We start from the raw sequence: 22,429 nt of genomic DNA, 5'->3' as shown, positions 1-22,429 counted from the left end.
TTTTCCTATATAATAGTAGTTTAGAGTAATGGACGGTTTTGGGAGGAAGAAAGTAATGGAGCACTTTACAGCAATTCAAAATAAAATGATCCCATATAGTGTGAAGCAGGCTGGAAAGAAACTGATGGAAGACGGAGAAATCATTCAGTTTCGTGAAAAAGATGCATCAGACCATTTTTCAACGTATTTTATTGATCAAAATGTCGTAGAAGATGCAGGTAATGAAAATTATGCGTGTAGTTGTGCCGATTTTCAATTGAACGCGATTTGCAAACACATCTACGCAACCCATCTGAAAATGGAAAAAGAAAAGCAAAAAGCAGCCAAACAAGATTTTAAAAATCGAATTCTCACGCAAGAATCAAATACACTTCTTTCCCTTTTTCAACAAAATATGGCGCAACAGCTCGAAGTAGAAGAGGACAATACGAATAAAACGCCACTCCAAACGCAGTATATCATTCGTTTAAAACCCGATGATTCTAGTTATATCATGACTATTGAAGTCAAAGTTGGCACAGAACGGACCTATGTTGTAAAAAATATGAATACATTTTTAGCCGCAATTCGCGACAGGCAGTGGCTTGTTTTCACTAAGAATTTTGCTTACGATCCAAACGAGCATTTCTTTCTTGAGGAAGACAAACAAATTTTGGATAAACTACTGCAAATCAGTGAAATTGCCAAAATGTATGATACAGATTCTTTTTATTGGTCCAAATCTTACGCAGAAGAGAAAAACCTAACGATTCCACCGAGTATGGCGAGCGACCTGTTAGAACTACTCACAGAACGCGATACGACGTGCATTATTATGAAAGAACGCGTAGAAGATATTAAATATCGCGGTATCAATGTGCGCCACGACAACCTTGATTTCATTTTTGAACTCAAAAAAAGTGCAGAAGATAAATACCAACTAGAAATGGAAGACTTACAACAAGCAATCTTTTTTGAAGCCTACCAACTTCTTTTCTTTGACGGTACCTTTTTCATACCGGCAAAAGAAGTGTGGGAATCTTTAAAACCATTAATGGAATTTCATAAAGTTACAAAAAATGAAGTGGTACAATTTTCAGAGTCGCAATTAAGTGAAGTCATTTCCTACGTATTACCAGCCTTACAGAAAAGCGGAAAGTTAAAACTGGATGACTCGATTGAAGACCGGATTACGCAACAGCCGCTTGATTGTAAATTATTTATTGCCCTCGAATACGGGGAGCACACGTTGCGCCTGGAATACCATTATGGCAATCAGCTTTTCGATCCATTTGCAACATCAGAAGAAGAAAACGAAAAAATCATGATACGTGATGTCGAAAAAGAAGCCCGTGTGATGAATATTATCGAAAGCGCCCCTGTTCATTTTTCTGGAACAAAAATGGTCGTCAATAAACAAGAAAAGGATTTGTATCAATTTTATTATCGCACCATTCCAAAACTAGCAGAGTACGCAGAGATTTATATGGAAGACGGTCTCGAAGAAATGGTAGAAGAGAATGTGCGCCCAGTTACGACACTGGATGTTTCTGGTGATAACGATTATCTTTCTGTTTCGTTTGATTTCAAAGGTATTCCGGAAGAAGAAGTGCAAAATGTCCTAGAATCTTTGCGTGAAAAACGTAGCTATCATCGTCTGAAAAGTGGTCGTTTCTTATCGCTTGAATCAGAAAACTACAAACAAATGGAAGATGTACTCCAAATGTTAGAAGTGCGTAAGAAAGATGTCCAAGCAAACATGCAAGTACCGCTTTATCGTGGGATGCAAATTTATGATATTTTAGGAGCAGGAGCACAAGATGAACATCATAAATTCAGTCGTTCTTTCCGCGAATTGCTTACAGATATTACGACGCAATCCGAAGACAGCTTTGCGTTACCAAAAGGATTAAAAGCAGAGTTGCGCGATTATCAACTAACTGGTTTCGAATGGATGAAATCACTTGCGAAGTATAATCTTGGTGGTATTTTAGCAGATGATATGGGGCTTGGTAAAACGGTGCAAACGATTAGTTTTCTAGCATCTGAGTTAGAAGATAATCCTAACTTAAAACCAGTCTTAATTATTACGCCAGCATCACTACTTTATAACTGGCAAAGCGAATTAGAAAAATTTGCGCCAGCTATTCCAGTGACCGTTTTACATGGAACGAAACAATCCCGGATAGCCGAAATGGAAGAAATGAAGCATGGCCATGTCTACTTGATTTCGTATCCATCGTTACGCCAAGATATTGTCCATTTTGCAGATGTCGCTTTTTCAAGTGTTATTATTGACGAATCACAAGCTATCAAGAATTATCATACGAAGGCCTCTCAAGCTGTGCGCGCTTTGAAACGCAATCATGTATTCGCGCTCAGTGGAACGCCGCTTGAAAACAGCATCGATGAACTATGGGCTATTTTCCAAACATTAATGCCAGGATTTTTCCCTTCATTGCGCAAATTTAAAGAAATACCTTACGACAACATTGCTAAAATGATTCGTCCATTCTTACTACGTCGACTAAAACAAGATGTCGTCAAAGAACTACCAGATAAAATTGAAACCAACCTTTATTCTGAATTAACCGATGAGCAAAAAACAATATACTTAGCTTATTTAGAAAAAATTCAAGCTGATTTAGAAGCAAGCAATGGTAATGCTTCCGAAGAACGAATCAAATTACTCGCAGGATTAACCCGTTTACGCCAAATTTGCTGTGATCCGAGCCTTTTTGTGGAAAATTATCAAGGTGAATCTGGTAAATTACTACAGTTATTTGATACAATACAAACAGCAAGAGAAAACGGTAAACGCATTCTCCTATTTTCCCAATTCACGGGTATGCTTGGAATTATTCGCCAAAAACTAGAAGAAGATGGACAAACACTTTTCTACATGGATGGTAAAACTCCATCGAAAACAAGACTAGATATGGTTAATGCTTTTAACGAAGGGGAGAATGATATTTTCTTGATTTCCTTAAAAGCTGGTGGAACCGGGCTCAATCTTGTTGGCGCGGATACCGTGATTTTATACGATTTATGGTGGAATCCGGCTGTAGAAGAACAAGCTACCGGACGTGCACATCGAATCGGGCAAAAACGCGTTGTCCAAGTGTTCCGGATGATCACTAAAGGAACGATAGAAGAACGAATTTTTGATTTGCAAAAGAAAAAACAAGCGCTAGTGGACGAACTAATCCAACCAGGCGAACAAATGCTAGGCAAATTAAGTACCGAAGAAATTAAACAAATTTTACAATTGGATAATGGAAGGGATGACAAATAATGAAAAAGTGGGAAGTATTCGCAGTTCAAAATGTTGAGGCAGCAGAGGAAATCATCAGCAAATTAGTAAGTGAGGGCTATGAAAAAGAAGATATTTCTGTTCTAGCCAAATCAAAACACAACAAGAACCTAGAAACTTTAGCAGAAAAAGAAAATATCGAAATCGAACGTCCCGTAAATGAAGAGGCTTTCGGTATTATTTCTGGAATCCTCCAATCTCTAAGTGGAGCCATTGTTATTCCACAAGCTTACAATCCCAAATACGGTGCTTTGTATGCTGCCGGTCCCTTTGCCAAATGGTTCTCGAAAACAGACGATAAATCTGTAAAAAGATTATTAGAAGACTTTGATTTAACAGCGGAACAAGTGGATAAAATGATTGAAAATTTACATGCAGATAACATCTTAATTTTTGCAAGATAATATCGGTGAAAAAGGAGAAGTTTATGCAAATTAAGGAATTTTTGATTAGTCGTCGTTCAGAGTTAGTGAATATGTTTTATGAAAATTATTATAGTGAAACAGATGAATTTAAATTAAGACTTAGTAGCGGGGAAGAGGAAGCCTCCATTCGTGCGCTGAGTACCGCATCATGTGGGATGATTATTGATGTAATAACTGGTGTGAAGGAACGCGACTTTGAAAGTATCGGTAAGAGACGTTTCAATGATAAAACCGATATTAGAAAAATCCATCAACATATGAGTGAAGTCGAAAAATATATCATCACTAGCTTAGTCAAATGGAAGGAAACAGAAAATGTTTTCTATTCAGATGCTGACATTATCCAATTTATGCTTGCCATAAAAGATACACTTTCGTCGATTCAGCAACAGTTATTAGAAGGATTTATGCAAGAAAATAGAAATCAAGTCGCAGCACAGCGAAAAGAAATAATTCAGTTATCCACACGAATTATTCCTATCACTGATTCTATCGGCGTCTTACCAATTGTTGGTAGTTTGGATGACGATAGGGGCTATTTCATGAAAGAAAAAGCAGTAGAATCTGCGGATAAGCTGAATTTAGATACGATTGTCATTGATTTTTCCAGTGCTGTATTAAAAGATGATTTCGCAACCAAACATATGGAGGATATGATTCAATCTTTTAAATTAATTGGCTTAGTACCAATACTTTCTGGTATGCGCCCAAGTTTCGCTCAACGCACAATCCAAGTTGGTTCAAATATTTCCAAACTCGAATCATTTGGCTCTTTAGAACAAGCATTAACCAATTTAGGTGTTTAAAGTACAGATGAATGGCACTCGTTGTCATTCATTTTTTTGTTATAAGAAAAAGTTATCGAATTATAGCGGATTCTCTTTGTTTACTTATCGCCCGTTTTTAAGTACAATAGATGAGAGAGACCAATCGTTTCAAGAATTGAAGGAGGAAACGTGGATGACTAATTGGAAAGAAAAAGCAAAAGCATCATTTCAACTAAACGACAAAACGTATCATTATTACAAACTTAAAACCTTAGAAGAGGACAAGCTTACAAACATCGAGAAATTACCTTATTCTGTACGTGTTTTACTTGAATCCGTTTTAAGACAAGCAGATGGCAGAGTAATTAAGGACTCACATGTAGAAGATTTAGCCCATTGGTCTAAAGATGGAAACGAAGGCGAAGTACCATTCAAACCAGCCCGTGTTATTTTACAAGATTTCACAGGTGTTCCTGCAGTGGTTGATTTAGCTTCTTTACGTAAAGCCATGGCAGATCTTGGCGGCGACCCTGAAAAAATCAATCCGGAAATCCCGGTCGATTTAGTCGTCGATCACTCGGTGCAAGTAGACAGCTATGCGAATCCAGAAGCACTGAAAATCAATATGGAACTCGAATTCAAGCGCAACATGGAACGTTACCAGTTTTTAAATTGGGCGCAAAAAGCATTTGATAACTATCGCGCAGTACCACCTGCAACAGGTATCGTTCACCAAGTTAACTTAGAGTATTTAGCAAACGTCGTTATTGCGAATGAAGTAGCAGACGGCGAATTTGTAGCGTTTCCAGATTCCCTTGTCGGAACAGATAGCCATACGACGATGATTAACGGTATTGGTGTATTAGGTTGGGGCGTGGGCGGTATTGAAGCAGAAGCCGGCATGCTCGGTCAACCATCTTACTTCCCAATTCCAGAAGTTATCGGTGTGAAATTGCTAGGTGCTTTACCAAACGGCGCAACAGCAACTGATTTTGCTTTAAAAGTAACCCAAGTCTTACGGGAACAAAAAGTAGTAGGTAAATTTGTTGAATTTTATGGTCCGGGTGTTGCGACACTTCCGCTTGCTGACCGTGCAACCGTTGCGAATATGGCTCCAGAATACGGTGCAACTTGTGGGTTCTTCCCAGTAGATAAAGAAGCCCTTAATTATTTAAAACTAACTGGTCGTGACAAAGAACAAATTGAGCTAGTAGAAGCTTATTTAGAAGCAAACGATTTATTCTTCACACCTGAAAAAGTAGAACCAAACTACACGCAAATCGTGGAAATCGATCTTTCCGCGATTGAACCAAACTTGGCGGGGCCAAAACGTCCCCAAGATTTGATCCCTCTTTCGAAAATGAAAGAAACATTCCGGGAATCGATTACTGCCAAAGCAGGCAACCAAGGTTTCGGACTAGATAAATCAGCCTTAGACAAAGAAGTAACCGTTACTTTTGGCAATGGCGATCAATCCACTATGAAAACTGGTTCGGTTGCAATCGCGGCGATTACAAGTTGTACGAACACTTCTAACCCATATGTTATGTTAAGCGCTGGTTTAGTTGCTAAAAAAGCAGTCGAAAAAGGCTTAGAAGTACCAAAATTCGTAAAAACATCCTTGGCGCCAGGCTCTAAAGTTGTAACAGGTTACTTGGAAAAAGCCGGCTTACTTCCATATTTAGAAAAACTTGGGTTTGACCTTGTTGGCTATGGTTGTACGACGTGTATCGGTAATTCTGGTCCGTTAAAAGAAGAAATTGAAGAAGCAATACAAGACAGTGATTTGCTTGTTTCTGCGGTATTAAGTGGTAACCGTAACTTTGAAGGGCGTATTCATGCACTTGTGAAAGCAAACTTCCTAGCTTCACCACCACTAGTCGTTGCCTATGCGCTCGCTGGGACAACAAATGTCGACATGCTAACAGAACCAATTGGACGCGGTAATAATGGCGAAGAAGTCTTCTTAGACGATATTTGGCCAAGTTCAGAAGAAGTGAAGGCATTAGTAGAAGAAACGGTAACACCAGAACTTTTCCGTGAACAATATGCTCATGTATTTGATGAAAACGAAGCTTGGAATGCGATTGAGACAACAGAAGATGCCCTATACAAATGGGATGAAAACTCTACGTATATTGCGAACCCACCATTCTTTGATAATTTAGCGAAAGAAGCTGGCAAAGTAGAAAGCTTATCTGGCCTCCGCGTTATTGGTAAATTTGGTGATTCTGTTACAACCGATCATATTTCACCAGCCGGAGCAATCGGCAAAGATACCCCAGCTGGGAAATTCCTTCAAGAAGAAGGCGTGGCAATTCGTGATTTCAACTCATACGGTTCTCGTCGCGGTCATCATGATGTGATGATGCGCGGGACATTTGCGAATATTCGTATTAAAAATCAAATCGCACCAGGTACAGAAGGTGGCTATACGACTTACTGGCCAACTGGCGAAGTGATGTCAATTTATGATGCTTCTAGAAAATATATCGAAAATAATACTGGTTTAGTCATTCTTGCTGGTGACGATTATGGAATGGGATCCTCTCGTGACTGGGCTGCCAAAGGAACGAACTTGCTAGGAATTAAAACAGTTATCGCGAAAAGCTATGAACGGATTCATCGTTCTAACCTTGTTATGATGGGTGTTTTACCACTTCAGTTCCAACCAGGTGAAGACGCAGAAACGCTTGGTTTAACAGGTTCAGAAAGCTTGCAAGTGGAAATCGGTGAAGAGGTAGCGCCAAGAGACCTTGTAAAAGTAACCGCTGTTCGTGAAGACGGCTCAAGCTTCACTTTTGAAGCACTTGCACGTTTTGACTCTGAAGTAGAAATTGACTATTACCGTCACGGCGGAATTTTACCAATGGTTCTTCGTGGCAAATTGAAATAACTTTAAAAAGAGGCGAGCAATAAAGTTCGTCTCTTTTTTATTTTTGCTTGCAAAAACAGAACGTATGTTTTATTATTGGTTAATAGGAGGCTTGAGCGAATGAGGTATCAGAAAATCAGTTTTATAGTGACTGGAATAATTGCAGCAGTAATAGGGTATCTTATTTTTACGAGCAACTATCACCCCGACGTTCCAAACTGGCTACTCTTTTTATTTTTAGCATTAAGCATTGCTGTGGCAGTTAGTCAGTGGAAAGAGAAACGACTAATTTGGAGTTGCGTCGGACTATTTGTGGCTGTTTTGATCAGTGTGTATTACATTTTAACTATATAGGAGGAACTCGCTTTGTCTGAAGAATTACGTTGCCCTTGGTCGATTAATGACCCGTTTGAACTAGAATATCATGATACAGAATGGTGTGTTCCGAGTAAAAACGACACATATTTATTTGAAATGCTCAATTTAGAGGGAGCACAAGCTGGACTCTCATGGAGATTAATTTTACATAAAAGAAAAGCCTATCAAGAAGCTTTTTTTCACTTTGATATTGATAAATGTGCACGCCTAACAGACGATGAGCTGGCGACGATTGTCGAAGAAGCGGCTATTGTAAAGAATCGCCTTAAAGTGAAAGCAGTTCGTACAAATGCCCTAGCTACGCAAAAAGTCCAAGCTGAATTCGGCTCATTTGCAAACTATATTTGGGGTTTTACGAATAATGAGCGTATTATTAATGAATGGCAAGGCATGGGAGAGGTCCCTGCAAGCACAGAACTATCAGAAAAAATCAGTAAAGATTTAAAGAAACGTGGTTTTAAGTTTGTTGGCCCTGTAATTGTGTATTCTTATTTACAAGCTATTGGGATTTTGGATGACCATTTACGTTCATGCCCATTTCATACATTTAATAGGGAGGCGACGAAATGATTCCAGCGAAATTAAAACAAGGGGATGAAATTCGGATTATTGCACCAAGTCGTTCTATCGGTATTATGGCTGACAATCAAGTGGAAATTGCCGTTAAGCGCCTAACGGACATGGGTTTTAAAGTCACTTTTGGCGAACATGTAGCAGAAATGGATTGCATGATGAGTTCAAGCATTCGTTCGCGAGTTGCTGATATCCATGAAGCCTTTAATGATTCGAGTGTCAAAGCGATTTTGACGGTTATTGGTGGTTTTAATAGCAATCAATTGTTGCCATATTTGGATTATGAGTTAATTTCGGAAAATCCTAAAATTTTATGTGGTTTCTCCGATATCACGGCATTAGCAACCGCTATTTATACGCAAACGGAACTTATCACTTATTCAGGCGCTCATTTTTCAAGTTTTTCAATGGAGAAAGGGCTGGACTACGTAATGGACTCATTTAGCAAGTGTTTATTGCAAAAAGAGCCGTTTGCGCTTAAAGAAAGTGCTGCATGGAGTGACGATGAATGGTATTTGGACCAAGAGAACAGAAATTTTATTCCGAATGAGGGATTAGTTGTTATGCAACCTGGAGAGGCAGAAGGAATCATCATTGGCGGGAACTTATGTACGCTTAATTTACTCCAAGGAACCGAGTACATGCCTAACTTAGCAGGTACCATTTTATTTATTGAAGATGATTTTATGACTGTTCCAGAAACATTCGACCGGGATTTGGAATCGCTATTAAGTCAACCCGGTGCAGATGAGATAGAAGGGCTGGTAATCGGTCGTTTCCAACAGAAGACAGCGATGACAGCGGAGAAATTAGCATATATTATTGAAACAAAAACGGCATTACAAAAAATCCCAGTTATATCTGGTGCGGATTTTGGTCATACACAGCCAATTGCGACATTCCCGATTGGCGGAACTGCAAGAATTGATACAAATCAGACCGATAAAATTCAAATTATTAGGCATTAAAAAAAGGCTGTCCAATGCGGACAGCCTTTTTAATATTTAACTTAAAGCGACATCTCGTTTTTTGAATAAGAAGAAAGTGAAGAAAAGGATAATCGCTGTATAAACACCTAGACCGGCGATTATTTGCCAATCTGCTAGGCCACCGGCGATTTTAGAACCGCCAACTGTGTCATTTAGGCTGAGCAAGTTGAAGATAATCCATTTCATCCAATCGTATTTTTCGATAGCGAGAGGTAGTAATTGGCGAATAATTCCACCGGAGAATAGTACACCAACGCCGACACCAACTGCAAGTGCTTGTGAACGAACGACAGAGGAGAAGAAGAAAGCAATAGTTGCGTATACGATCATCAGTAAGAAGTTCGTACCAAGTAGCATCCACGCATGTTCGAAAGCAGTCATTGCACCCGTTGAAGGGGAGAGCGGCATAAAAATAGATTGTTTTGGTAAAATAAATGAAAAGATAAAGCTAGCTACAAGTAATGTGATAGAGCTAATAATGCTGTAAACGATACACATTACGTATTTGGAAAATAGTATCTGACTTCTAGAATAAGGACGTGTCAGTAAAAGTTTGATTGTCCCACCAGAAAACTCTGTTGCAACGATGATACTTGCTACAACAACAACAAGCATTGTCGCAACGGCTCCTGAGCTACCTAATGAAGCGAAGAAATCTGCGCTTGAAATACCTGCTGAATTACTAGCGGGTTTTTCATCTGCATCGACATAAGCTTGGTAAAAATCAATTTGTTTTTGGATAGTTTCTTTGGCTTCTTTTGTTGGAGCCGCTTGTTCTTGTGTTTTTAAGTAAGCAACAGAATCAGTTAAAGATAACGTTTCAGATTTATACGTAGGATTACCATCTTTATCTGCGGAGTTCCAATATTCTTCTTCGCTAACCAGGGCACCTTTATCGTCATAGTAAGCAGTAATACCAGCATTACTTGCGTCGCCGCCTTCGATACCACTAGTATCTATTTTACTAACAAAAAACATAAGAAGAGCAAGAGCTAAAACTGCTACAAATAAGACGATTTGCATAATCCAACTTGATTTTCTGGAAAATAATTTGGTAAATTCATTTTTTACTAATGCTATCATACTTCTGCACCTCCACCTTTAGTTAATTCGAGGAATCGTTCTTCAAGGGAGGCTTGAAGTGGAACCATTTCTAATAAATCAATATTTGCTTGGATAAGCGCACGAGCAATTAGATGTACATCTTCGTGAGCCACTTCGATTTTGAATAGATCCTCATTTTGAGCAACAAGCTTGACTGGGAGTGTAGCGAGAACGGTTTTAGTTGCTTCGGGATCGCTAACTTTTAGTTTATAAGCAGCGACATGATTTTCAATTAGGTCGCTCATTTTTTCGATGTGCGTTAGAACACCTTTGTTAATAATCGCAAATCGATCCGTAATTTGTTGGATTTCGCTAAGTAAATGGCTAGAAATTAAAACAGAAGTACCATTTGTCGCTAAATCGCGAATCAGCGTTCTGAATTCGGCCATACCTTGTGGATCAAGTCCGTTTGTTGGTTCATCTAAGATAAGTAAAGCAGGGCTATGAATTAAAGCTTGCGCAACACCTAAACGTTGACGCATACCGAGAGAATATGTTTTTACTTTCTGATTAATTGCGCCAGTAAGCTTTACAAGTTCAACGATTTCACGAACGTGTTCGTCAGTAATATTTTTTTGACTCATACGTGCGAATTGCTTTAAGTTTGCCCATCCAGACATATACATATAAAATTCTGGATTTTCAATAATAGCACCTACTTCTGAAATCGCTGCTTTATATTCTGTGTCGACATTTTTACCATTAATAAAAACGGTACCTTCTGAGCGACGAATTAAACCAACGATAGAGCGGATTATAGTTGTCTTACCAGCACCGTTTGGGCCAAGTAAACCAAATACTTCTCCTTTATGTATGTCAAAGCTGATATCGTGGACAATATTTTTTTGTCCGATTTTTTTCGTGACATGTTCTAATTTTAAAACTGTCTCAGTCATGAACTCACTCCTTTTTTTCTCTCACTACTAAAATTGTACTATTTTTTAGTTCTAATTACATTCGGCTAGAGGACGGGAAAAAATCATACTTTAGTAGTAGACTCATTTTCTAAGTTAAGGTGCCAATCTATGCTGTAATGATCGATTACTTTCGCGTATTTTGCGTCCCAAAATGTATTTTGAATCGGAATTTCGATGGTGCCGGTTTTGGATAGTAGGACAAAGGCATGTACAAAATCTGCTTCCGAACTAAAATTCACCGCAAGTGCTAGGCGATTGCCCGCGTCTGTTTCGCCTTCGAGCGTGTCGGAGAAATAAAATAAATCTTTCTCGTCTTTCGTAAGTCTTGCATGGAGGATTCGTTCTCCTTGTTTTTTATCTCCTGAGAATCCTTCCAGCTCGTGAAAATAACGCATTTGCGTAATTTCTGCTTGAAACACTTTTTTATAAAAATCTAGTGCTTCTGTGGCCTCCCCGTCAAAAGTAAAGTAGGGAACCGTTGCTTGTATCATTAAATCAACTCCATTCTTGTTCCATTATACTAATTTTAGTACTAAAGCGAAAGCGCAAGCCCTGGGATGGACTTGCGCTTTCTTCTAACTTTATATATTAATGGTGGACAAGTTAGCTAGTTTCAAACACCTTTGTAAGCTTCTAGGTAGATTTCTTTGAGTTCACTTACAAGTGGTTGTTTAGGGTTGGCAGTAGTACATTGGTCCATGAATGCGCGATCTGCAAGTGTATCTACAACTGCATCCAAATCTTTTTTAGCAACATTTTGTCCTTTAAGACTCATGTCGATACCAACGTCTTTACCAAGTTTGATGATTTCATCTACAAGTGATTTAACGCCTTCTTCTGTAGTTGCTGCAGGGAAGCCGATAATACGAGAGATACGAGCATAATCTTCATCAGCACGGAAGCTTTCATATCTAGGGAATAACGCATGTTTTTTAGGTTTAAGTGCGTTATAACGAATAACATGTGGCATAAGGATTGCATTCGCACGACCGTGAGGAATGTGGAATTCAGGTCCAATTTTGTGTGCCAAGCTGTGGTTAATTCCTAGGAACGCATTTGCAAACGCCATACCAGCTAGGGCAGAAGCATTATGCATTTTTTCACGCGCATCTGGATCACCAGTAAGAACAGATTCACGTAAGTTTTCAAATACAAGTTCGATTGCGCGGATAGATAATCCACGAGTATAATCGCTTGCCATTACGGATACATAAGATTCAATTGCGTGAGTTAGAACGTCCATACCAGTGTCAGCAGTAATGTGTGCTGGAACAGTAGTTACATATTGTGCATCAACAATCGCAACGTCTGGAGTTAGTTCATAATCAGCAAGAGGGTATTTAATGTTGTTTTCTTTGTCTGTAATAACCGCAAATGGAGTTACTTCAGAACCTGTACCACTTGTTGTTGGAATTGCAACGAATTTCGCTTTTCCACCAAGTTTAGGATATTTGAAAGTACGTTTACGGATATCTAAGAATTTTTGTTTCAATCCGAAGAATGAAGCTTCTGGGTGTTCATAGAATAACCACATACCTTTGGCAGCATCCATTGCGGAACCACCACCAAGAGCGATAATTGTATCAGGTTTGAAGTCTTTCATTAGTTCTGCACCTTTGTAAACTGTTACGTCAGATGGATCTGGTTCAACGTCAGCAAATACTTGGTAAGCTACATCGTTGCCACGTTTTTTCAGGTGTTCGATTACGACATCCACGTATTTGAATTGAACCATTCCTGGGTCAGTTACGATAAATACGCGTTCAACGCCTTCCATTTTTTGAAGGTATTGAGTGGAATATTTTTCAAAGAAAATTTTTGGTGGAAGTTTGAACCATTGCATATTATTTCTCCGATCCGCGATACGTTTAACGTTCAGCAAGTTAGTCGCACTTACATTTTGTGATACAGAGTTTTTACCGTAAGATCCACAACCTAGTGTTAGGGAAGGGATGAAGCCGTTATAAATGTCACCGATACCGCCTTGTGCGCTTGGTGCATTTACGATGATACGGCAAGCTTTCATACGAATACCAAATGCTTTTTGAACTTCTTTATCCGTAGAGTGAATAACTGCGGAGTGTCCAAGTCCTCCGTATACTAACATTTCTTCACAACGATCGAATGCTTCTGCTTGGTTAGCAGCTTCGATGAATGCAAGAACTGGGCTTAATTTTTCGTGAGATAGTGGGTATTTGTCGCCAACACCTTTAATTTCAGCTACAAGGATTTTTGTATCTTCTGGAACTTTGAAGCCAGCTTGATTTGCAATCCATGCAGGGGATTTACCAACTACATCTGGGTTAAGTGTTCCTTTTTCAGGATTGATTACGTAGCTTTCTAATTTTTTGAATTCAGCGCCTTTAACGAAGTAGCATTTGTTTGCTTCCATTTCAGCTTTAACTTCTTTAGCGACTTCTTTATCCACGATGACTGCTTGTTCAGAAGCACAAATCATACCTTGGTCAAAAGATTTAGAAAGAATAATGTCATTAACAGAACGTTTAATTTTGGCTGTTTTGTCAATGTAAGCTGGTACGTTACCTGGTCCAACACCTAGTGCAGGTTTACCAGTAGAGTATGCTGATTTAACCATTCCAGCACCACCAGTTGCAAGTACAAGTGCTACTTTATCGTGATTCATTAATTGTTTCGTTGCTTCTAGAGAAGGTTTTTCTACCCATTGAATACAATGTTCTGGTGCTCCAGCTGCAATTGCTGCATCGTATACAACTTTCGCTGCTGCAGATGAACAACGCTGTGCACTTGGATGGAAAGCAAAGATGATTGGGTTACGTGTTTTGATAGCGATAATTGCTTTGAAAAGAGTAGTGGATGTTGGGTTAGTTACAGGTGTAACCCCGGCAACAACTCCAACTGGTTCAGCAATTTCAATCACACCAGTTTGTACATCTTCATTAATAACGCCTACTGTTTTGTTGTTTTTAATGTTGTTCCAAATATATTCTGTCGCGAAGATGTTTTTAATACATTTATCTTCGTATAATCCACGTCCAGTTTCTTCTACTGCTAATTTTGCAAGGGGCATATGTTGGTCAAGTCCGGCAAGTGCCATTGCGTGAACGATATTGTCTACTTGTTCTTGATTGTAACTTTCAAATGCTTTCAATGCTTTTTGTCCATTGTCTGCTAATCTGTCAATCACTTTTTGAACTTCTAATACTTCTTGGGCCGCATTTTCTTTAATTGCCATTTTCCAGAACCTCCTAATATTTGTTCGGGACTTAAAATGTCCATAGTAGACTTTTAACGTCCCTGATAATCCAAAAAAATTTAGCTTGTTGCTTTGCCGTATTCTTTTGTTTTATTTGATTACACCGTTAGTATAATCCATCAATAAAAGTTTGTCCAGTGTTTCACGTGAAAAACTTCACAAATTGACAAAGATGGTTGAAAAGTCCTTTCGGAAAAGCTTTTTTTAGTTAATTAGGCATGGTTTATATGAGTGTTTTTATCATTGGAATTTAAGCTGATTATCATTTGAAAACCTATATTTTATAAGTGTTTTAAGGGAGGTGATATTTATTATAATAGAGAAAATAGCATACTTTTTCTGGGGTGAAATATATTATAGGGAGATAGTTCTTTTTTCTTACTTGTTTATTAATTATCGTTTTGCGACCTTTTTAGTATAAAGTAGTTTTATTTTCTTGACTTTCATGATTTTCTTATGTAAGATGAAAACAAGTAAAAAATGATAGCTTTGATGAAGAGTAAGTAACATGATGAAAGTTTTTAGAGAGCTGACGGTTGGTGAAAGTCAGTAGCGGACATGATGTGAATGGACTTCTGAGCTCTGATCTGAAAGGATTTTCTTAGTAGGATACAGCGATTAGGCCTTATCGTTACACAAGGCACCCATTCGGAATTTGGATGGATTAAGTGAACTGTTTTTACAGTTAATCAAGGTGGTACCACGGGTCTCTCGTCCTTGTCTAGTATATTTGCTAGGCTTGGAGAGAGGCCCTTTTTTAATTTTATAAAACGAAAACATGAAACAAGAATAGTACTTTTTCATCGATTTTTAAAGAGAGTTAGCGTTTGGTGGGAGCTAATAAATAGATGAATTAGGAATGGGCCTTGTGCGTGATACCTTGAAATTAAGTAGGGGTGAACGGGTGCTCCCGTTATAGAGCGACTGCAAATATTGCAGTACTGAGATAGGGAGAATTCCCTAAAATGAGGTGGCACCGCGATAACTCGTCCTCTGAAAAAGCATAATTTTGCGCTTTTTCAGAGGACTTTTTTTTATTTTAGTAGAGAAGAAGGGATGATTAAGATGAGAAAAACGAAAAAAATAGATGCTGACACACTAACGGCTATTCTGGCGTTTCAAAGACTTTCAGGTACAGGAAAAAGTTTGCTAGAGGGGGCGGCGAAAGATGCGGAGGCTGGACGTTATTCGATCATTGCTATTAATCCAGTCCATGAAATTAAAGTATATCAACATGATTATTATATCGACGGTATACATCAAGTTGTCGCAGATCCTTTAAAAGAAATTGAATTATTTATCGAAAAAGCAAAAGAAGATGAAGCAGATTTACCGCTTGATTCAGGTGCAATTGGTTATGTTGGTTATGATGTCATTGCGCTTTATGAGAATTTAGGCGAAATTCCAGTAGAAACTCGGGATATGCCAGATATTCGTTTTTATGTATATGAAAGTTTTGTGATTATGGATCATCAGGCGGAAGAACTTATTTTAGTGCAAGATAATTGCTATTCGGGAAGAAGTGAGGCGGAACTAGATAAGGCGCTTGAATTAATGTTTACTGAACTTACAACGCCGAAAAAGGAAGAGCACAAGGCTGTCCATGTTCCCAAAATGACATACAAGAGTAACTACACGAAAGAGGAGTACATGGGGTTAGTGAAAAAAGCAAAAACCTATATCCAAGAGGGTGACTTCTTTCAAATTGTTCTCTCGCAACGACTAGAAGCAGATTTCACCGTGACACCATTTGATTATTATCGGAAATTACGTTTATTAAATCCTTCTCCTTATCTTTATTTCATTGATTTTGGGGATACAGTGCTAATTGGCTCTTCGCCAGAAAGTTTGATTAAAACGAAAGGGCGGACGGTAATTACGAATCCTATTGCAGGAACAAGACGGCGCGGGGCAACGAAACAAGAAGACGAACTACTCGCTTCGGAATTGTTGTCGGATGAAAAAGAATTGGCAGAGCACCGGATGTTAGTAGATCTTGGGCGAAATGATATTGGGAAAATCGCCGAAACGGGATCAGTGCATGTGCCTGTTTACCTTACTATTGAAAGATACCGTTTCTTAATGCATTTAGTTTCAGTAGTAGAAGGAACCTTAAAACCTGGACTTACTGCAATGGATGCTCTTCGGTCGACGCTTCCGGCTGGTACAGTTAGCGGAGCACCGAAAATAAGAGCCATGGAGCGAATCTATGAATGGGAAAATGTAAAACGTGGCCCATATGCTGGTGCGGTTGGTTATTTAACTAAAAATGGTGATTCGGATTTCGCGCTTTCGATTAGAACAATGGTACTTCATAACGGAAAAGCTTATGTTCAAGCTGGTGCAGGAATTGTCTATGATTCCGATCCAGAAAGCGAATACTTAGAAACATTACAAAAAGCAAAGGCACTTTTGGAGGTGGGAGAATGATTCTATTAATTGATAATTACGATTCTTTTACATTTAATTTAGAACAGTATTTAGCAGAATTTAGTGAAGTGGTAGTGAAACGGAATGATGCGGCTGATTTAATGGAAATAGCGGCTTTAGCTGATGGGATAGTTCTTTCACCGGGACCAGGAAAACCAAGTGATGCTGGTCTTTTAGAAGAAGTAGTTGCAAAATTTGCGAAAGAAAAGCCTTTGCTTGGAATTTGTTTAGGTCATCAGGCGATTGGTGAGGTATTCGGCGGAGACGTAAAAAGAGCGGCGAAAATCCGCCACGGGAAAGTTTCTACTATGCGGCAAACCGCTGGAGCAATCTTTGCTAATTTACCGGAAGAAATGCCTGTGATGCGTTATCATTCTTTAATAGTAGATAAAAACACGTTGCCACAAGTTTTGGAAGTGTTAGCAGTAGCGACGGACGATGCGGAAGTGATGGCAATGAAAGTAAAAGATTATCCGGTTTACGGTTTGCAATTTCATCCTGAATCAATTGGTACGAATGATGGAAAACAAATGATGGAAAACTTTATTTATATAGTGGAAGGGGCGCGAGAAAATGGAAATCTTACTACAAAAAGTATATGACCAAGAAAATTTATCCAAAGAAGAAATGACAATGATTGCAACAGAAATTTTTGAAGGACGACTTTCGAAAACGAAAATAGCTGCTTTTTTAATGGCGCTCAAAGTGAAAGGAGAAACGGCAGAAGAAATGGCGGGAATCGCGCAGGCGATGCAACGAGTGGCTATTCAAGTCGCTTTTCCAGCCGGGACAGCGATGGATAATTGCGGAACAGGTGGAGATAAATCCAATAGTTTTAATATTAGTACTACGTCGGCTTTTGTTCTTGCGGCTGCGGGGATTCCGGTTGCGAAACATGGGAATAGAAGTATTTCTAGTCGTTCAGGTAGTGCTGATGTTTGTCAGGAATTAGGGATTGATATTAATATGCGCCCAGAAGATATGACTTATTTACTCGAAAAAGTCGGAATTGCCTTTTTGTTCGCGCCACATGTTCACCCGAATATGAAGTACGTTATGGATGTTCGAAAAGAACTTGGAACGCCAACGATATTTAATTTGATTGGCCCACTCACAAATCCGGTCCATTTAGAAACGCAATTAATGGGAATTTATCGTCGTGATTTGTTAGAGCAAACAGCGGAAGTACTCGGCCAGCTCGGACGAAAACGCGCAGTTGTTTTAAATGGCGCTGGTTTTATGGATGAAGCTTCTCTGGCTGGAGAAAATCATTATGCGTTATATGAAAATGGTGAAGTTCACTTATATACACTGCGTCCGGAAGATGTTGGTTTAACTAGCTATCCTCTCGAAGCAATTACAGGCGGAGAAGCTAAAGAAAATGCAGCAATTTTGCGTAGTGTGCTTGACGGAGAACCAGGAGCTTACTTAGATACAGTGCTTTTAAATGCCGGATTTGGTTTATTTGCAAATGGCAAAGTGACAACGGTACAAGAAGGCGTGGATTTAGCAAGAGATTTAATTAGAAGTGGTTTAGCCAAACAAAAATTGGCAGATTTAATTACTTATCAAAAAGAGGTGCTAGCAAAATGACATTTTTAGAAGAAATTTTAGCGCAAAAAGCAGTAGAAGTTGCAGACATGCCCTTAGAAAAAGTAGCCGAAAAACGGAAAACTTATTCGTTTTATGAATTTTTAAAAGCAAATACCAACTCGATGCAACTTATTGCAGAAGTAAAACGCGCCTCTCCTTCTAAAGGGGAAATCAATATGGGCGTGAATCCGGTTCTGCAAGCCAGGTCTTATCAAGCTGCGGGTGCGGGAATGATTTCTGTTTTGACAGATCCTGTTTTTTTCAAAGGCTCGATTGAAGATTTGCGAGAAGTAGCGAAAAATGTCGAAATTCCTGTACTTTGTAAAGATTTTATTATTAGTGAAAAACAATTGATTCGTGCTCGAAATGCGGGAGCAACGGTTGTATTGCTAATTATTTCGGCACTTACAGAAGAGATGCTAATTGCTCTGTTTGAACAAGCTCTGGCGCTTGATTTGGAAGTGTTAGTGGAAGTACATGACCAGAAAGAATTAGCTGTTGCTCAAAAAATTGGAGCTAAACTCATTGGTGTGAACAACCGTAATTTGCATACATTTGAAGTGGATATTGCAGTAAGTGAAAGACTGGCGAGCGATTTCTCGTCGGATGCTTGTTTCATAAGTGAATCAGGTTTTCGAACAGCTGAAGATGTGGCTCGGGTTAGTCAAAAATATAATGCAGTACTTGTTGGAGAAGCGCTAATGCGAGAAGCGACTCCAGAAGCAGCGGCGAAAAGTTTGAAGGTGACACGATGATTGTAAAAATTTGTGGATTGAAAAAAGCAGTAGATGTAGCGGCTGCGGTCGATAATGGCGCAGATATGATTGGCTTCGTTTTCGCAAAAAGTAAACGCCAAGTTACGGTGGAAAAGGCACATGAATTAGCTAAAAATATTCCCGCTAACGTCAAAAAAGTCGGGGTATTCGTTAATCCTACTGAAGAAGAGTTAAAGGCAGCAATCAAAGGTGTGCCATTAGACATTGTTCAACTTCACGGACAAGAACCCGCAAAACAAGCAAATCGCACAGATGCAAAAGTAATCAAAGCTTTTCCTGTGAAAGATGGGAAACTTCCTACCAATATAAATGACTATCCAAACGCTTATATTTTACTTGATGCACCAGCAGAGGAATATGAAGGCGGCAGCGGAAAAACATTTGATTGGGATAAAATAAATAGAGACATGCTTACAAAAAACAAATTAATTATAGCTGGCGGATTAAATGCTCAGAATGTACAAGAAGCCATTAAACGCTTTGAACCATATGCAGTAGATATTTCCTCTGGCGTAGAAACAAACGGAGAAAAAGATCCGGAGAAAATTAAATGCTTCATTAAAACAGCAAAAGGAGTGGAATAATAATGACTTATCAAGCACCTGACGAAAATGGCTTTTACGGAAAATTTGGCGGCAGATTTGTACCAGAAACATTAATGAAAGCAGTGAAAGAATTAGACGAGGCGTACCGGGCTTCCAAAACAGATCCTGCTTTTCAAAAAGAATTAAACTATTATTTAAAAGAATATGTGGGCCGAGAAACACCACTTTATTTTGCTGAACAATTAACAGCACATGCGGGCGGAGCAAAAATTTATTTAAAACGCGAAGATTTAAATCATACTGGCGCACATAAAATCAATAATACTATTGGGCAAGCCTTACTCGCACGTCAAATGGGCAAACAAAAAGTAGTGGCAGAAACTGGCGCAGGACAACACGGGGTGGCGACTGCAACTGTTGCAGCACTTTTTAATATGGAATGTACTATTTTTATGGGAGAAGAAGATGTGAAACGCCAATCACTCAATGTGTTTAGAATGGAACTTCTTGGTGCAAAAGTAGTGAGCGTGAAAGCAGGAAGCAGAACATTAAAAGACGCAGTAAATGAGGCGCTCAGATTCTGGGTTGCTAATGTGGAAGACACGCATTACATTATGGGATCCGTTCTTGGACCGCATCCATTTCCAGAAATTGTTCGTGATTACCAAAGTGTGATAGGAATAGAAGCACGCAAACAACACTTGGAAAAAGAAGGTAAGCTTCCTGATGCAATTGTTGCTTGTGTTGGAGGCGGGAGTAATGCGATGGGGTTATTTTATCCATTTGTAGATGATGTTTCTGTTCAAATGCACGGTGTGGAAGCAGCGGGACACGGTTTAGAAACTGAATTCCATGCAGCGACTATTTCCAAAGGAGAAATCGGGATTTTACACGGAGCGATGATGGACGTTTTACAAGATGAGAATGGACAAATTTTGGAAGCATTTTCGATTTCAGCTGGCTTAGATTATCCAGGTATTGGTCCGGAGCATAGCTTTTTCCGTGATTTAGGTCGTGCAGCGTACCATTCTGTTACCGATGATGAAGCCGTTGAAGCATTTCAACTTTTATGTCGTACGGAAGGAATCATTCCTGCACTCGAAAGCTCGCACGCGATTAGTTATGCAGTCAAACTTGCAAGCCAAATGCGTCCAGAAGAAAGTATGGTCGTTTGTTTATCTGGTCGCGGAGATAAAGATGTTAATCAACTAAAGGAACGCTTGGAGGGACAAACAAATGACTAAAACATTAACGAATAAACTAGCGAAAAAAGATCATGCTGCCGTAGTTACTTACATTATGGGTGGCGATGATGGCTTAGATAATTTAGAAGAACAGTTATTGTTTCTCGAAAAATCTGGTGTAAGCGCGATTGAAATTGGTATTCCTTTTTCTGATCCGGTTGCCGACGGTCCGATTATTCAACTTGCTGGGTTACGTGCTTTAAAGGAGCAAGTGAGTTTAGAAGCCATTTTAAATAAATTGGCTAGGAGTAAAGTGCAAATTCCGCTAATTATTATGAGTTATATTAATCCGATTTTTCATTTAGGTATCCCGAAATTTGTTGAATTGGTGCAGAAAACGCCGGTGAAAGGGCTTATTATTCCTGATTTACCTTATGAGCACCAAACACTGATTACGCCAGAACTTCAAGGGACAGATATCGCACTTATTCCGCTTGTTTCATTGACAAGTCCGAAAGAGCGCCTCGAAGAAATTGCGAAACAGGCAGAAGGGTTTATTTATGCAGTAACAGTTAACGGAACTACCGGTGTGAGGAGTGAATTTGATGCCCATATTGATAACCATTTAGCTTATTTAAAAAGCATTAGCCCTGTTCCAGTTCTCGCAGGTTTTGGTGTTTCTTCTATTGAACATGTGGAAAAATTTGCGCATGTATGTGATGGTGTAATAATCGGTAGTAAAGTCGTGCAAATGTTACATGAAGAAAAAACGGCAGAGCTAGGAGCGTTTTTACAAAAGGCCGCAGAAGTTCGAATCGAAAACTAATTACTACTTACAATTTCTCTTTAAATATGGTAAAGTCTGGTGTATAGAATGTTAAAGAGGAGTTGTAAGGATGTCTGTTGAAGTTAAACCAGAGCATGCGAGAATGCTCAATAACACGAAAAATGTCACACTTGGAATAGCGATTGTATCGACTATTCAAGCAGTATTAAGTGCAGTCTCTATTGTAGGTCTTTTTGCGTTACAACAAAGAAAAGAAGTACTTGCTAATGCACATGCCACTGCGGTCGTTCAAAATACGATTATGACGACTACCATTATGGCAGTTATTTGTATTGCGTTTACGATTATGTTATTTCTTTCTTTTAACAAACTTAGAAAAGGTATTATAATTACGCCGCTTGTATATTATTTATACGCTGCATTTACTATTCTTGGTGTTATTTTGTCAATGATTAATAGTGGTGTGAACTTTGTTTCGCTTATTTTACCAGCAGTACTACTTGCTTTAAGTGTAACTTGTATTTTAAATCTTAGAAGAATGCGATAAAAGTAGTAGTGT

General features: G+C 38.9%; 19 protein-coding genes and 2 other annotated features. Of the genes, 15 read left to right on the top strand and 4 right to left on the bottom strand.

Annotated features, from left to right (window positions below; all coding sequences use genetic code 11):
* The first annotated feature begins 55 nt into the window (after positions 1-55).
* From LMOATCC19117_RS08295 to LMOATCC19117_RS08265, 7 genes are all read left to right on the top strand, one after another.
* On the top strand, positions 56-3,274 hold the full coding sequence (locus LMOATCC19117_RS08295) for a DEAD/DEAH box helicase (protein WP_003734360.1): 3,219 nt from the start codon (positions 56-58) through the stop codon (positions 3,272-3,274).
* Positions 3,274-3,696: a general stress protein gene (locus LMOATCC19117_RS08290; protein ID WP_003733223.1), complete on the top strand. Its 423-nt coding sequence runs from the start codon at positions 3,274-3,276 to the stop codon at positions 3,694-3,696. The genes LMOATCC19117_RS08295 and LMOATCC19117_RS08290 overlap by 1 nt, the downstream gene beginning before the upstream one ends.
* A 23-nt stretch (positions 3,697-3,719) precedes the next feature.
* A complete protein-coding gene (locus tag LMOATCC19117_RS08285; protein WP_003727342.1) occupies positions 3,720-4,523 on the top strand; it encodes an STAS domain-containing protein in 804 nt (267 codons plus the stop codon).
* 154 nt (positions 4,524-4,677) lie between these two features.
* Positions 4,678-7,380 carry an aconitate hydratase AcnA gene (gene acnA, locus LMOATCC19117_RS08280; protein ID WP_003726197.1) on the top strand — a complete coding sequence of 901 codons (2,703 nt, stop codon included), beginning with the start codon at positions 4,678-4,680 and terminating at the stop codon, positions 7,378-7,380.
* A 99-nt stretch (positions 7,381-7,479) separates the two neighbouring features.
* A complete protein-coding gene (locus LMOATCC19117_RS08275) occupies positions 7,480-7,713 on the top strand; it encodes a hypothetical protein (protein ID WP_003727343.1) in 234 nt (77 codons plus the stop codon).
* Positions 7,714-7,725: 12 nt separating this feature from the next.
* Positions 7,726-8,307, top strand: a complete 582-nt coding sequence (locus LMOATCC19117_RS08270; protein ID WP_003734359.1) for a DNA-3-methyladenine glycosylase I — start codon at positions 7,726-7,728, stop codon at positions 8,305-8,307.
* Complete coding sequence (locus LMOATCC19117_RS08265; RefSeq protein ID WP_003727345.1) at positions 8,304-9,278, top strand: S66 family peptidase; 975 nt, start codon at positions 8,304-8,306, stop codon at positions 9,276-9,278. The genes LMOATCC19117_RS08270 and LMOATCC19117_RS08265 overlap by 4 nt, the downstream gene beginning before the upstream one ends.
* A 36-nt stretch (positions 9,279-9,314) precedes the next feature.
* Here the strand turns inward: LMOATCC19117_RS08265 and LMOATCC19117_RS08260 are convergent, their stop codons facing one another.
* The 4 genes from LMOATCC19117_RS08260 to lap form a co-directional block, all read right to left on the bottom strand.
* Positions 9,315-10,382 (bottom strand): ABC transporter permease, encoded by a 1,068-nt coding sequence (locus LMOATCC19117_RS08260; RefSeq protein ID WP_014929072.1) that lies wholly within the window; start codon positions 10,380-10,382, stop codon positions 9,315-9,317.
* Entirely contained in the window at positions 10,379-11,299 is a 921-nt protein-coding gene (locus LMOATCC19117_RS08255; RefSeq protein ID WP_003726652.1) for an ABC transporter ATP-binding protein, read from the bottom strand. The genes LMOATCC19117_RS08260 and LMOATCC19117_RS08255 overlap by 4 nt, the downstream gene beginning before the upstream one ends.
* Positions 11,300-11,382: 83 nt before the next feature.
* Positions 11,383-11,811, bottom strand: coding sequence for a VOC family protein (locus tag LMOATCC19117_RS08250; protein ID WP_003726651.1), 429 nt, complete (start codon positions 11,809-11,811; stop codon positions 11,383-11,385).
* 122 nt (positions 11,812-11,933) lie between these two features.
* The gene (lap, locus tag LMOATCC19117_RS08245) at positions 11,934-14,534 is read right to left on the bottom strand and encodes an adhesion-mediating acetaldehyde/alcohol dehydrogenase LAP (RefSeq protein ID WP_003726650.1); all 2,601 of its coding nucleotides are present in this window, start codon (positions 14,532-14,534) and stop codon (positions 11,934-11,936) included.
* A gap of 501 nt (positions 14,535-15,035) precedes the next feature.
* Positions 15,036-15,277 (top strand) — a binding site (T-box leader).
* Between the two features lie 48 nt (positions 15,278-15,325).
* Positions 15,326-15,552, top strand: a binding site (T-box leader).
* A gap of 68 nt (positions 15,553-15,620) precedes the next feature.
* Here lap and trpE point away from each other — a divergent pair.
* The 8 genes from trpE (at position 15,621) to LMOATCC19117_RS08205 (ending at position 22,417) form a co-directional block, all read left to right on the top strand.
* Positions 15,621-16,985 (top strand): anthranilate synthase component I, encoded by a 1,365-nt coding sequence (gene trpE, locus LMOATCC19117_RS08240; protein WP_003727348.1) that lies wholly within the window; start codon positions 15,621-15,623, stop codon positions 16,983-16,985.
* Positions 16,982-17,587 carry an anthranilate synthase component II gene (locus LMOATCC19117_RS08235; protein WP_003734358.1) on the top strand — a complete coding sequence of 202 codons (606 nt, stop codon included), beginning with the start codon at positions 16,982-16,984 and terminating at the stop codon, positions 17,585-17,587. The genes trpE and LMOATCC19117_RS08235 overlap by 4 nt, the downstream gene beginning before the upstream one ends.
* Positions 17,559-18,578, top strand: coding sequence for an anthranilate phosphoribosyltransferase (trpD, locus tag LMOATCC19117_RS08230; protein WP_003726781.1), 1,020 nt, complete (start codon positions 17,559-17,561; stop codon positions 18,576-18,578). Before LMOATCC19117_RS08235 ends, trpD begins: the two co-directional genes overlap by 29 nt.
* A complete protein-coding gene (gene trpC / locus LMOATCC19117_RS08225; RefSeq protein WP_003734357.1) occupies positions 18,575-19,333 on the top strand; it encodes an indole-3-glycerol phosphate synthase TrpC in 759 nt (252 codons plus the stop codon). Before trpD ends, trpC begins: the two co-directional genes overlap by 4 nt.
* On the top strand, positions 19,330-19,938 hold the full coding sequence (locus tag LMOATCC19117_RS08220; protein ID WP_003731617.1) for a phosphoribosylanthranilate isomerase: 609 nt from the start codon (positions 19,330-19,332) through the stop codon (positions 19,936-19,938). Before trpC ends, LMOATCC19117_RS08220 begins: the two co-directional genes overlap by 4 nt.
* 2 nt (positions 19,939-19,940) lie before the next feature.
* Positions 19,941-21,143, top strand: coding sequence for a tryptophan synthase subunit beta (gene trpB / locus LMOATCC19117_RS08215; protein WP_003727351.1), 1,203 nt, complete (start codon positions 19,941-19,943; stop codon positions 21,141-21,143).
* Positions 21,136-21,909 carry a tryptophan synthase subunit alpha gene (trpA, locus tag LMOATCC19117_RS08210; RefSeq protein ID WP_003734356.1) on the top strand — a complete coding sequence of 258 codons (774 nt, stop codon included), beginning with the start codon at positions 21,136-21,138 and terminating at the stop codon, positions 21,907-21,909. Before trpB ends, trpA begins: the two co-directional genes overlap by 8 nt.
* Positions 21,910-21,979: 70 nt before the next feature.
* Complete coding sequence (locus LMOATCC19117_RS08205) at positions 21,980-22,417, top strand: hypothetical protein (protein ID WP_003726796.1); 438 nt, start codon at positions 21,980-21,982, stop codon at positions 22,415-22,417.
* The last annotated feature ends 12 nt before the right edge of the window (positions 22,418-22,429 follow it).

The organism is Listeria monocytogenes ATCC 19117 (assembly GCF_000307025.1).
GTDB classification, from domain to species: Bacteria; Bacillota; Bacilli; order Lactobacillales; family Listeriaceae; genus Listeria; species Listeria monocytogenes_B.
The sequence above is the reverse complement of the archived record's forward strand: the minus strand, read 5'-3'. Positions and strand labels throughout refer to the sequence as shown.